We start from the raw sequence: 13,365 nt of genomic DNA on the forward strand, positions 1-13,365 counted from the left end.
TTATGAAAATGATTTTCAATGATGTCTAAACCCTTGTAGAGACGTTCCATGGAACGTCTCTACATCTAAATTCATAATTGGTTTCACTAACGCCGGATATAAACCTCGCCCAATTTGAAACCTATAGTTTTTTCTATAGGGAAAACTCAAATTTTCAAGATAGATGATGGGATGAAATCCATTAATTTATCTGTCTTTATCCGCGTTTATCTGCGTGCATCCGCGTTTAACTATTTTATGCAGCTTCATATTAATCTAAATCTAGTATAACGCACCAAATCATTGATAATATCTGCATTTTGGAGATGTCTAATTGTTTTGCACTATCCATCTGTCATAATCATTTTTAAAATTGGTATGAATATGATTGGCAGAAAAATTTCTATTAGCATGATTTTACTATTTCTCGGTATCCAAGTTGGAGTTACTCAAGAAATAGCGCAAGCACAAACCTCAGTTGCACAAGCAAATACTACAAAATCAACTTGTCCTGCTCAATTACCCTCATCTGTAGATGCTATTATCAATCTCCCTCAATTTAGTCGTATGCGCTGGGGAATTTTGGTAAAACCCTTATCATCTGGGCAATCTCTTTACAATCGAGATGCTGAAAAATACTTTATTCCTGCTTCTAATACTAAACTATTCACAACAGCAGCTGCATTACAGAAATTGGGGGCAAATTTTCGCATTCGTACCTCTGTTTATCAAGATGGTGAAGGTATTGTGCGTGTTGTTGGTAGGGGAGATCCTAGCTTAAAAGATGCTCAACTAACAGTATTAGCAAAACAGTTATCGCAACAGGGGATTCGGCAAATAAATCAGTTAATTGCTGATGATAGTTATTTTCAAGGAGAAGTTGTAAATTCAAGTTGGCAATGGGAAGATGTACAGGCTTATTATGGCGCACCAGTAAATAGTTTAATTTTAAATGAGAATGCTTCCGTCTTAAAATTTGTCCCGCAAACTATAGGTAAGCCACTGAAACTTAATTGGGCTGAACCTACGGAAGGATATTGGTGGAGAATTGAAAATAATACTGTAACTACTTCAGAAAATGAACCAAGTTTTGTGGAAGTAAGCCGTGATTTAAAAGGACAAATATTAAGGATTCAAGGACAATTAGCTGTAAATTCTCAACCAGAAATAACGGCTTTAGCTATTTTTGATCCAGTTGAAAATTTCTTAAGACATTTTCGGCAAAGTTTAGGAAGAGAAAAAATTTCTGTACAACAAACCTCTAGCAGTAATGGTGGTAAGAATGAACAAGAAATAGCAGTAATTGAATCTGCACCTTTATCTGATTTGATGGTAGAGACAAATGTCAATAGTAATAATTTATTTGCTGAAGCTTTACTCAGGATATTAGGTAGTAAACAACCATTAGCAAAAAATCAACGTACTGCTGATGCAGGGCTACAAGTTTTAAAGACTACTTTAACTGAATTGGGAATTGAGCCAACAAATTATATTTTAGTCGATGGTTCTGGATTATCTCGCAAAAATTTAATTAGTCCAGAAGCTTTGGTGCAACTTTTGCAGGTAATGGGTAAATCATCTCAAGCTGAAGTTTTTCGTGCTTCTTTACCTGTTGCAGGTATTAGCGGAACTTTAAAAAACCGCTTTCGCAACACATTAGCGGAGAGAATTGTACAAGCAAAAACAGGGACAATGACTGGTGTAGTTTCCTTATCTGGATATATTAATGCACCTAATTATGAGCCTTTAGTTTTCAGTATTATGGTGAACCAATCTGAACAGCCGGCAAGTGTCGTCAGGAAAGCTATGGATGACATTGTAGTTTTATTATCACAGTTGCAGCGTTGTTGATACAGCAGAATTCAGGATTCATATCGTGTCCGTTAAATACTTAATCATTATATAGGACTACTATTTGATTTTTGAAATACACGTAGGGTGGGCATTGCCCACCTTGTCATGGTTTTTGTGGGCGTTGCCCATTCTACAAATACTTAGATTTATTCAAGAACCTAATCGGATTCCTATATCTGACGCTTTTACGCGGAGAGATTTTTGATAAGCAATGATCAGGACTGCAATTTGCTGTATTATGATTAGCTATTTCTTAATTAAATTCTGAATTGAACGTAAATCGTAATCTAATATTTTTCCAGTAGTTAAAAGTTGATATCCAGCGATAAATAAAGCAAATGAACCGATAACTACTAATAGGTTTACAGACGCGAATACATTACTAGTGAAAAATATTACACCAATTCCCAAGGCAAGTAACAGCCAGCCTAAAGAATGATTTATCCGCTTTTGAAAAAGAATATAAACTCCTGCCATACAAACTATAATCCCAGGAAAACGCACAAAAAAGCCAACTCGGATATTAGCTGTTAAAATTACAACTCCTGCAACCATTAAAGCTATACCAATTAGCTTATTGGTTTTATCGGAAGTAGTTGGTATACTTCTGTTAGGAATTTGCGGCTGAAGTGATGTGGGACTGGAGTTAGCAATAATATCTGATTGCTGATTTTGTTGATATTGAAATACAAAGGTGATGGCGTTTCCTTGTCCCAGACTGATTTGATCTCCTATATTTAATTGATAGGGAGTTTTTGCTTCTAGCTTAGTATTATTTAAAAATGTACCGTTGGAACTTCCTAAATCTTCAAGAAAGTAAATACCACTTGTTACTTGAATTTGTGCATGAATGCGAGAAGCTATATCTGCATTTGGCAACTGAGAAACATCAATATCCGGTAAACTTTTTTCATTGGGCTTACCAATAAGAATTACAGTTAGATTGGGCGGTAACTCAAAAGATGTGTTGGTTTGAAGATGAAATAGTTCTAAATTAAATCCTATATTGTTGGCGATATTTATATTTTGCATGGCTGATTCTTTGGTACTATTTATAAATCATTGAACACTGCTAAATCTATCAAGCATCGGGTGTGAAATTAAGCCAATTTATGAACTGATGATTGTTAAGCAATACTTCCCCGTTTTCTAGCTTCTTTATAGGAAATTCCCACATTTTTGATCCCGGCTTTAATCATTTGTTGTTCCAAAAGGGCAAAGAAACGGGCTTTATCACCACCTCTGACCACAGCTTGATTATGTGCTTCCGCAATTGCCACAGGATAACCGTATCCTTTTTGCACTTGTGCCAGCATTAATCCTAGGGCTTGGTCAAACATGATAGTATTTTCTGCTACCCAAGCCGGAATTTCAATCCGGGCAATTTCTGTACCTACATGAACGTAACAAAAATAAATAGTTTGGTCTTCGTATAGTTCTAAAATCCGGTTATGACTACGCCATAGGGGGCCACGTTGTCCAGGTAGGAGTTGGGTTGTCCATAGGGTTGTATCTCGCAAAGAATCAAATATTTTACATGGTACATATTCTAACTGGTTGGGGCAATGGCTGACACAATCGGGTACTGGGTGGGGACAAGCCAACAACCGTAAAAAGTTCATGGCTTCGATATTGCGAGAGGCGCTAAGATAACCCATAATGGGAATTTGGGCTGCCCGCATCTGTTGCCAAGCCTCTAAAATGGGAGGTAAAATGCGATCGCGTGCATCCATCGGCAACTGTTCTAAAAACCAGTATATTAACGAACCATCTACCATTGCTAAAGCTGGGGCTTCTGTTTTCGCAGCACAAGCCAGTTCTGCTAATACCGTAGTTTCCGAAGCTGTGCGACGATGACTCATCCATTCCTCAGTTCTAATTCCCCACTGACGCGACATATATAAATCTTCAGGGCGGTAAAATACCTCCGGCAAACTATCTAGTAAAGGGTGACGATTTTGACCATAATGTAAAACAACTCTACCAATATTGAGCAAGTAACAATAAGCAATTTCGTGATGATTAGGTGCTATTTGCGAACCATCGGTAGCGATGACAGTATGAACTTTAGGCGGGACAGGGATAGTAATACAGGTGTTTAGGGGTTCAATTGGGGTAGCATTAGCAAAGAGAATGCGATCGCGCCATTTTTCTTGACGTGCAATTAACTCCTCTTGACACTCAACAGCTTTTTGTAAATGTTGCTGTGCTAACTCCAAACGCTGACGACTCGCAGCTACTTCTGAAGTTAAATGCTGGCTAAAACCTTGCATTTGTCCCGATACTTTTGTTAAATCAAGCATAATGACTAAGTGTAATTGTGTGAATAAATGTAATATCGTTTTCAATTAAAGAAGTATCATTAGGGAACCGCGCGGAGAGTTTTTTCGATAAGTCATTAATCGATATGATATATAATTAATAACTGTATTCTAAAAATTGGCAAAATAGTGTCATGAAAAAATGGAAATTAACAATTACAACTCTCATCTTAGGAACTATATTATATAGCCCGAAAGTGAGTGCTAAAAATTTGCCAAATATTTCCGAATTTAGAATAAAATCATCACTGTTAGCACAAACTAATCTTAAAGAGGCAGTAGTCTATTTTCATCGTGGACTTAATCGCCATACATCGGGAGATTTAAAAGGGGCAATTACAGAATATAATCAAGCATTACGCTTGCATCCTAATTTTGCTGAAGTCTATTATAAACGTGGTTTTACCCGCCATAGATTGGGAGATTTAAAAGGAGCAATTGCAGATTACAGCCAATGCATCAGCATTAATTCTAACTATTCAGGTGTTTACAATCATAGAGCATTAGCTCGCCATGATTTAGGAGATTTAAAAGGCGCTATTGAAGACTACAACCAAGCATTACTTCTTAATCCTAAATTTCCTGAAGCTCACAAAAATAGGGGAATTACGCGCCATCATTTAGGTGATCATCAAGGATCAATTAACGATTTAAAGATAGCAGCTAACTTATTTCAACAACAAAAAAGAATTACAGATTACCAAGAAGTTATTGAGCTAATTCAGAAGATAGATCGTAAGTAATTTAGATTGAACTTACACCTACGATCTATAGGAATCCTAAATGATTTCTGATAGCTGGCGTGGCGTAGCCATAAAATATCTAAGTATTGTAGGCATTGCCCACCAAAACCCGCATATTGTGGGCAATGCACACCCTACGTATATGTTCAAAAATCAAATAGTAACTCTATATAATTTTCCTGAATCCTAATTAGAAACTGAAGTAATATATAGCGATTCTAAATGAGCCATGAACACCTATTTTATAGTAGATGTTGGGTTACAACGCGGTTTGGTGATTTATCTGTAAGCGTTATAAGTTAATTACCGCATCTAACCCAACCTACAAGATGTTCACAACCTCTGCAAGGATTGCTATATCTCTCCAGTCAATTACAACCAAGTTGAAAAATCGTGAGCAAAATGAGAAAGTGATATTAGCTGAATTCGTGGATCATTTTTTCCTGCTTCCCGTTCAGGTTGAGTATTATAACCCCAATCTGCGAGGAAAAGTTTGACATGATCTAAGTCAGATTGCTGTTGGACTAATTGTAATGTTTTCAGCCTATCTTCAACAAACCATAAACTCACAGTTTGGGTATTTGCTTTCTTGATTAGTTCTCGCAAAGTTTCATATTTTGGGCGTTTTACTTCCTTGCCAAAAATCGCATTTGGTGTTAAATCAAGCCCTTCTTGTTGTAACAACTGTTGGACAAAACGTCCTTCTTTAGTAGTAACGATATATAACTGAACTGCACTCGCAAGAGTTATTTTTAGTCTTTCGATCACACCAGGATAAAATCTATGCAGACTTAGCCAACCATCTAAATCTGTTTTAATCCAATCATCTCGCAGATTATCTAATTTTGTAGAAACTTCTTTCGCTTTTAGGTTATCGGCAGCCAAAATTTGTGGAGTGATACTTGTCCATTCTTGGAGAATTTTATCATCAGAGAATCCAGCAATCAAGGCTTTAATTAAAACAGGCATTTCCCAACCCGTTTCAATTACCGGACGTAAGCGATAGAATCTTAAAGCTAAATCATCTGGTGGTGTGTCATTAACCGGCGACCAAATTTGACAGTAGGTACGCCATGCTACCTCAAAATATTCAATTAGTCCATCGCAAACCACTCCATCAAAGTCTAAAGCTAAAATCGTGGGACTATTCACTGTCATTGTTTTGAGGATGAAAACTGCTATTGTCAGCTTACCGCACCTTTATATATGGTTATGTAACAATTACAGCAGCAGTCAGGAGTCAGAAGTCAGCAGTTATAACAGGTGACACTTCTAAATAAATTTTAACCGCAGTCAAAAGTAGTATGACTAAAACTGTGAAGACAAGGGTATATGAATCTGTGTAAACTTGCTTTTTTATATCTAGACGCTAATACGTAATTACATTATGCTTGGAATTAAAGCAAAATTTGGTTCATCTATGAAGACAACTCAGGTATTGAAAATAGCTCTAATTCCCATCATAGCAATACCTACCCTTATATCTATATCAAAGACAGCATTAGCAGACTACTTGAGAAGTGAAGGTTTTGGTGGTGAATACCGCTATGAATTATGGTCTACTGATGATGGTAATAATTACTACTTGAAAATTTGGGATAAAGATGAAGATCCACAAACAGACAAGTCCTCTCAAACAGGAAACTTTAAATCGAGTAGAGAAGCATTAATTCATTTTGATTGTAACTACGCTGATAATAGCTTACCAGAGTGTCCAAAAAATAGATAATTAGTTTTAGATCCTCGACTTCTTGAAGAAATGGGGATCTATTAAAATTGATATAAAATTAAGCTAAATTATAAAATATACATTAAGGAATTTTATCTGAATCTAAATATCCAGATTAATCACGTTCATGAATTGATTTACATTCCCAAAACATTCCAGGACCCACGGTTAAAATTTGTTCATTTGGCATCAATAATTCCCAATAAGCAAGCCCAGAATCATCTTCTAAATCCGGTTTTAAAACCAGTTGGTAATCACCTTTAAAGGATAAAGTTAGTTTAAAATTATTACTATCAATTACAAAATCAGTTAGTTTTTTGTTTTCCAATAGACGTAACCTTCTTTTTGTAGCATACATAGGATCTTTGAAATATGAGCTAAAGAACATTGGATGTACTTTTCTTAAATCAAAATTTGTTGCCCTAGTGCTAAGTTGCCAAGTTCCTTTGCGTAAATCTTTTAATTTAGGATGATTGTAGGGAGTCATTTCACCAAAATCTAAAAGTAATTCATCACCATAACTAAATCTAACTTGATGGCAAGTTTCTCCTATAATTTTTTGAGTAATTTCATTTAGATTTGGTTGAGAATTAGAAATTTCTATATTAGTATTCATAATCAAGAATCCTCTAAAAATTCTTTAGCTTTTTGGCGAAGTTCCGCATAGGTAAAATCACCTCTATTATTGAAAGTTCCTCCATGACCAAGTTTCTTTTCCTGCTCTAGAAATGAACCAAACTCTTTCCTTAATTCGGCTGACATCCGAAATTCTTTAGCAATTGAATCAACCTGTTTAAGATCATCTTTTTTACCCATAAATATAGAGAAACCCTGATTTTATATTTTAACATCAAAATATCACAATTTGTCTGAATCAGGATTTCCAGAATTTAAGGATTGACAGGATAAGAAATGTCCCCAACTTCTGTAATAAATTGATGATATGAATAACAAAATATGGCTAGAAGTTGGGGATCTGGTTATATCATCTAGTTACTCCGCACCCTCAATAGGTGCAAAACCTTGACGTTGGATGTTTTCTGTGATATGGCGCGGTTCTAAGAACTGCAAAAGATAATCAGGCCCTCCAGCTTTGGAACCCACACCAGAAAGCTTAAACCCACCAAACGGTTGACGAGAAACTATCGCCCCGGTAATATTCCGGTTAATGTATAAATTCCCAACCTCAAACTCAGCTTGCGCTTGTTCAATGTGGGAAGGTGTACGAGAATAAAGTCCGCCCGTCAAAGCGTAATTGGTACCGTTAGCAACTTCTAAAGCTTCCTGAAAATCTTGAACTCTAATTACCGCTAAGACAGGGCCAAATATTTCCTGCTGTGCGATTACCCCATTTGCAGGAACTTCCGAAAAAATCACGGGACCGATAAAATAACCTTGGGTTGGTGCGGGTAATTCCAAAGCCACTTTTGCTTCTTCTTTCCCTTTTTGAATATACTCCAGAATGCGATCGCGCGAATTAGCATCAATCACCGGACCAACTTGAGTACTGGGTAATTCCGTTTCCCCGATATTTAAAGATTTCGTCGCTTCCACCAACCTTTCGACAAAAGCATCATAAATCGGTTCGAGAACAATTACCCGTGAACAAGCAGAACATTTTTGACCACTATAACCAAAAGCCGATTGAACAACTCCAACCACAGCCTGGTCTAAATCAGCACTTTCATCAACAATGATGGCATTCTTCCCACCCATCTCCGCAATTACCTTCTTGAGATGCTTTTGACCAGGTTTGAGAATTGCAGCTTCTGCATAAATTCTACATCCTACTTCTTGAGAACCAGTAAAAGCAATCACATGAGTATCAGGATGATTAACCAAATAAGCACCGACTTGAGAACCCTTACCGGGGACGTATTGAAAAACACCTTTAGGTATTCCGGCTTCTATCAGGATTTCTGTAAATTTAGCAGTAATTACAGAAGAAGTTTCCGCAGGTTTAAGTAAAGTACAATTCCCAGAAACCAAAGCCGCAACAGTCATACCGCAAGCAATAGCCAAAGGAAAATTCCACGGAGAAATCACAACAGCGATTCCTTTCGGTTGATAAATATAACGATTGGTTTCACCAACAACGTCATAAATTACACCTTTATCCAGCCGTTCCATTTCCTCAGCGTAATAAAGACAAAAATCAATTGCTTCCGAAACTTCCGCGTCAGCTTCCTTAACAGGTTTCCCTACCTCCAAAACTATCCAAGCCGAAAGTTCAGCGCGTCGTTCCTCCATTAACTCCCCAGCTTGACGCAAAATATCAGCACGTTGTTTAACCGGAGTTTTCTTCCAAGCAGGAAAAGCAGCTTTAGCAAACTTCATTGCTTCCTCAGCTTGTTCAACACTCAGAAGTCCAATTTTCCCAACCACCTCACTAAACCGAGAAGGATTAAGAGAATCAACAAACGTGGTTGTATTTACATATTCCCCATTCAAAAAAGGTAAATAAGTTTTCCCCAACTCTTGACGCACACCCTCAAAAGCTAAACGCGACTTCTTCCTTCTTTCCTCCTCCGCAAAATCCGTATCAGCAACACCAACAAAACCTTCCTTTTCCTCTCTGCGACTCTGCGCGACGGACACTTTGCACAAGTCGGGAGACCCGCCCACGCAAGTGTCCTCCTCTGCGTGAGCTACAATTGGAGGTGCTAACAACTCCTCAATTGGACGATTTTCTAAATTTTGACGTAAAAACGAACTATTCGCGGTATTTTCCAATAAACGCCGAATTAAATAAGCCATTCCGGGGAGAAGTTCACCGTAGGGACAATAAACCCGGACGCGATAACCCTTATCTACCAAAGCTTTAGCTATTTTATCACCCATGCCGTAAAGAACTTGCATTTCAAAACGACGACGGGGAACTTGGAGACTTTCAGCAATAGCTATAGCGCGAGATTGCGATCGCACATTATGACTTCCTATGGCAGAATAAACATATTGATGATTTTCTAACAATAGCTGGGTAATCGTTTCAAAATTGGCATCTGTGGCGACTTTATCATTATAAACTGGCTGTGGCCAATGCTTTTGGACAGATTTGATAGTTTCTTGATCCCAATACGCACCTTTAACCAAGCGAATAGTCAGAGGATAACCCCGCTGTTTTAACCAAGCAATGATATCTTTCGCATCTTGTTCACTATCACGCAGATATGCTTGAATAGTGATGCCAATATCTGTACGTTGACGAAATTCTTCTTCCAGTAAAAGCTTTTTGAGAATATTGAAAGTGATATCTTTGTAGGCGTATTGTTCCATATCAAAATGGACTGCCGCACCTAATTCTTTAGCACGACGTAGTAAAATACGAATGCGATCGCTCACCCGTTCCTCACTACCTTGAGCATCTAAAGGATCAAACTGGGAATAAAACGCCGTTAACTTCACAGAAACCTGCACTTTCGGGATATTTTCCCCGTCAGCTTCATCAATAGCCGGAATTTTCCCCCAATTTTTTGATGCTTCCACCAATTGCTGCATCAATTCCAAGTATCTTTCTAAATAAGACTGCGCTTCTGTTTCCGTAATTACCGCTTCACCAAGTAAATCAATGGTGAAAGCCATTTTATCTTTTCGCAGTCTCTCAACGGTTTTGATGACCTGCTTAATATTTTCGCCAGAAATATACTTGTGTGCTAAAGTTTCTACAGCCGTTCCCACAGTTGTCGCAGCTACCTGTGCGGGCATAGAATCAGGGTTAGCAAAGTTTAAGATTCCCTTCAAAGCTGCGGGTAATTCTACGGACTCATCACCCAAATATGCTTGTAAATGGGACGCAATTTCTGATTTACTATGTAAAGCTGGTAAAGTATCTATGAACCGAAATAATTGTACCCGTAAACCGGGATTACTCATAGCCCAGTCGAGTAATTTATCATCCCAGCGCATTTGATCCCGTAAAGCAGCCAAAAATGAGCGATTTTCTTGGGTAGCTGCAAGAACCTGTTTAGCAATTTCTTGGGTTTTCGCTTCGTATGTACTATTTTCTACTTGTAATACCATAAGTTTTATTATTGTTGGTAATTTTAACTCTCACCTGTCACCTGTCACCTGTCCCCCATTTTGGAGTAATGTTGACTGATGGTGTAAAAATTGATTACGGTGTCATTTCTAACTGAGTTAGCGCCATTTTGTAAACTTTCCTAGTAGTTTTGAATGTGGTTGTATTGAATATCTGGAAAAACTTGGCTTTAGTATCTTTGGGGATAGCTATAGTCTGCTTAGGAGGTTGTACAAAAAAGCCGACCAATACACAATTGGAAGTATGGCTCAAAGAAGCAAGCGATCGCAATGCGGAGATTCTAGCAGATAAAGCCAAAAAGAACCCACAGCGTCAGTGGAATTTAGTTATTCAAGGTGAGACAGCAAATGGTAAATCGGAAACCTTAGGTTGGACGGAGTTGCTTAAATTAGCTACAACCAATATCAATACCATTGATGCAAATAACATTGTTAATCCAAATCAAGTCTTTAAATTTCAAGGAATACCCGTATCTACACTGCTAAAAAACTTTGGTATTCCACCGGGAGTGACAGAAATAACTTTTGTGTGCTACGACGCTTATCAAGTAACAGTAAAAATAGAAGACTTACTCACTTACCCAATTATTTTAGCACTTGCCAAAGATAATAAACCAATTCAGCGTGACCAAGGTGGTCCCATTTATTTAATCTTTCCCTATACTAAGTATCCCCAAATCAAACAAAAATATAATGAAGGATTTTGGGCTTTTTATGTAACTCATGTTATCTTTGGTACAGAGAAGCCATTAGTGCGTGTAGGTGAAAGTGAACTCAATTTAGCCGATCTTGATAAATTACCACAAGTTACCCTGAACCAAAATGTTGGTTATCGCGTCTGGTGGCCTAGTAGCAAAGTTAAATTACATGGTGTCAGAGTAAAAGATGTGCTTTCTTTAGCTGGAATAAAACCTCAAAGTTCTGTAGTTGTAACTGGGAAACCAGAAATTTACCGTAAAAGTTCTGAAGCGATAAAATTAGCACCTACGGAGATACGCGACTGCAATATCATTTTAGCAACTAGATGGGGTGAAAATAAACAGCCGATTTTAGCAAAAATGGGTGGTCCTGTGACTCTGGCCATTGGTGATGATTGTCAAAGCCAAACTAAAAATCAACGCTGGGTGACTTTTGTTGAAGAGTTAACTCCACAACTATGAAAATTTTTACTTTTCGTTCTATTCGTACCCAAATCATGGCTTCTACCACCTTGCTAATTCTTGGTTTGATTGGTGCGATAGTTGCGGTTTGGGTAAGAAGTGAAAATACCCTCTACCGTCAAGAAAAGTTGAATGATACTAAAAGTATGACTAAGATCCTCAGTTATACATACTCTAACGAATTATCGGAAGAAAATTGGAGTCAAATCCGCTTAAACATAGAATTGATATTGCGTGAAAATGAAGATTTTGTCTATGTCTTTGTCTCTGATAATCGTCAAGACAATCAAATTGCAGCTGCTTTTCCTAGCGAATATCAAAATCAGTACATTCCCAATATTGTCCCCTTCAGTGTTACCAATAATGCATTAAAATCTTCTGAACAAACTCGGATCATAGAAACATTTATCCTCCAAGATGTTTATTTTGCAGATAAATTACGGATTAAACGCGGTGAACCGATAATTGAAGTAGCTTCAGATATTCGCACACCAACTGGTAATAAAAAACTTGGGGTTTTACGCATTGGTTTATCTCTGCAAAAAGTAGATCGTGCTGTTGCGAATGCAGTCAATCAGGCTTTGATAGTTGGTTCTGTGGGACTTGCTGTAGGTTGGGTGTGCGCCTATATCCTAGCACAACATTTGAGTGATCCTGTCCGGCGGTTACAGTCCAGTGTAGCTCAAATTGCTGGGGGCGATTTACAACATCGTGCAGACATTCATAATCGTGGGGATGAAATTGGTGCATTGGCAAATTCCTTTAATGAAATGTCTGCAATATTGCAAATCTCTTTTAGTAAATTGCAAAAAACATTAGAATCATTTGAGAAATTTGTACCAGATAAATTTGTTTCTGTCATTGCCCCCCAAGGAATAGAAAATATTCAAGTCGGTATGGCTTCAACCCGAAAGATGACAATTTTATTCTGTGATATTCGGGGTTATACTTCTATGTCTGAAGCAATGGCACCGATAGAAATATTTACCTTTTTAAATGACTATTTAGCTTGTATGGGAAAAGCCATCGATGAAGCAGGGGGATTTATTGATAAATATATCGGTGATGCCATCATGGCATTATTTGATGATGATGCTACAGACTGCGCCCTCAAAGCAGCAATTTTGATGCAAAAGGCTTTAGATAAGTTTAATTATGAGCGATTGCAAAAAAATTTACCAAAAATTGTCGTTGGCATCGGCATTCATCGTGGTACAGTCATCATGGGTACAGTAGGTTTTACGTCCCGCATTGATTCCACAGTCATTGGTGATGCAGTCAATGTTGCTTCTCGCATTGAAGGACTAACAAAGCAATATGAATGTGAAATTTTGTTAACGGAATCAGTAGTTAAAAGCTTATGCCATCCAGAATTATTTTGTCTCAGGCTAGTAGATGAATCAGTGAAAGTTAAAGGCAAAGATGCTGCTATATCTATTTATGAACTACTAGTACCGCTTTCTCGGAATTAAAAATTAGAAATTAAAAATTAGAAATTAAATAACCCATAAATTAAGGGCTTGTATCATAATTTTTTAGTG

Annotated in this window: 11 protein-coding genes; 5 read left to right on the forward strand and 6 right to left on the reverse strand. The window is 37.5% G+C overall.

Translation table 11 applies throughout. The features are described 5' to 3' along the window. Positions 1-366 precede the first annotated feature (366 nt). A complete protein-coding gene (dacB, locus tag H6G59_RS14470) occupies positions 367-1,830 on the forward strand; it encodes a D-alanyl-D-alanine carboxypeptidase/D-alanyl-D-alanine endopeptidase (RefSeq protein ID WP_422602472.1) in 1,464 nt (487 codons plus the stop codon). A 249-nt stretch (positions 1,831-2,079) separates the two neighbouring features. Here dacB and H6G59_RS14475 read toward each other — a convergent pair whose 3' ends face one another. Both H6G59_RS14475 and H6G59_RS14480 read right to left on the reverse strand, forming a co-directional pair. After that, positions 2,080-2,865, reverse strand: a complete 786-nt coding sequence (locus tag H6G59_RS14475) for an FHA domain-containing protein (RefSeq protein ID WP_190715520.1) — start codon at positions 2,863-2,865, stop codon at positions 2,080-2,082. A 95-nt stretch (positions 2,866-2,960) separates the two neighbouring features. Beyond that, entirely contained in the window at positions 2,961-4,136 is a 1,176-nt protein-coding gene (locus H6G59_RS14480; RefSeq protein ID WP_190715522.1) for a DNA double-strand break repair nuclease NurA, read from the reverse strand. A gap of 152 nt (positions 4,137-4,288) precedes the next feature. Here H6G59_RS14480 and H6G59_RS14485 point away from each other — a divergent pair, with 152 nt between their 5' ends. Next, positions 4,289-4,897: a tetratricopeptide repeat protein gene (locus H6G59_RS14485; RefSeq protein ID WP_190715524.1), complete on the forward strand. Its 609-nt coding sequence runs from the start codon at positions 4,289-4,291 to the stop codon at positions 4,895-4,897. A gap of 372 nt (positions 4,898-5,269) precedes the next feature. On the opposite strand, the gene H6G59_RS14490 is transcribed toward H6G59_RS14485, so the two are convergent. Then, positions 5,270-6,055 carry an HAD family hydrolase gene (locus H6G59_RS14490; protein ID WP_190715526.1) on the reverse strand — a complete coding sequence of 262 codons (786 nt, stop codon included), beginning with the start codon at positions 6,053-6,055 and terminating at the stop codon, positions 5,270-5,272. 229 nt (positions 6,056-6,284) lie between these two features. Here H6G59_RS14490 and H6G59_RS14495 point away from each other — a divergent pair, with 229 nt between their 5' ends. After that, positions 6,285-6,626: a hypothetical protein gene (locus tag H6G59_RS14495; RefSeq protein WP_190715527.1), complete on the forward strand. Its 342-nt coding sequence runs from the start codon at positions 6,285-6,287 to the stop codon at positions 6,624-6,626. 115 nt (positions 6,627-6,741) lie between these two features. On the opposite strand, the gene H6G59_RS14500 is transcribed toward H6G59_RS14495, so the two are convergent. The 3 genes from H6G59_RS14500 to pruA all read right to left on the reverse strand — a co-directional run bounded on the left by H6G59_RS14500 (position 6,742) and on the right by pruA (position 10,646). Beyond that, the gene (locus H6G59_RS14500) at positions 6,742-7,242 is read right to left on the reverse strand and encodes a hypothetical protein (protein ID WP_190715529.1); all 501 of its coding nucleotides are present in this window, start codon (positions 7,240-7,242) and stop codon (positions 6,742-6,744) included. A gap of 2 nt (positions 7,243-7,244) precedes the next feature. Then, positions 7,245-7,442, reverse strand: a complete 198-nt coding sequence (locus H6G59_RS14505) for a hypothetical protein (RefSeq protein ID WP_190715531.1) — start codon at positions 7,440-7,442, stop codon at positions 7,245-7,247. Positions 7,443-7,619: 177 nt separating this feature from the next. Further along, the gene (pruA, locus tag H6G59_RS14510; RefSeq protein ID WP_190715533.1) at positions 7,620-10,646 is read right to left on the reverse strand and encodes an L-glutamate gamma-semialdehyde dehydrogenase; all 3,027 of its coding nucleotides are present in this window, start codon (positions 10,644-10,646) and stop codon (positions 7,620-7,622) included. A 155-nt stretch (positions 10,647-10,801) separates the two neighbouring features. Between pruA and H6G59_RS14515 the strand changes: the two genes are divergently transcribed. Together H6G59_RS14515 and H6G59_RS14520 are read left to right on the forward strand one after the other, a co-directional pair. Beyond that, entirely contained in the window at positions 10,802-11,824 is a 1,023-nt protein-coding gene (locus H6G59_RS14515) for a molybdopterin-dependent oxidoreductase (RefSeq protein ID WP_190715629.1), read from the forward strand. Beyond that, entirely contained in the window at positions 11,821-13,296 is a 1,476-nt protein-coding gene (locus H6G59_RS14520; RefSeq protein WP_190715535.1) for an adenylate/guanylate cyclase domain-containing protein, read from the forward strand. Before H6G59_RS14515 ends, H6G59_RS14520 begins: the two co-directional genes overlap by 4 nt. Positions 13,297-13,365 lie beyond the last annotated feature (69 nt).

This window comes from Anabaena lutea FACHB-196, from assembly GCF_014698305.1.
Lineage (GTDB): Bacteria > Cyanobacteriota > Cyanobacteriia > Cyanobacteriales > Nostocaceae > Anabaena > Anabaena lutea.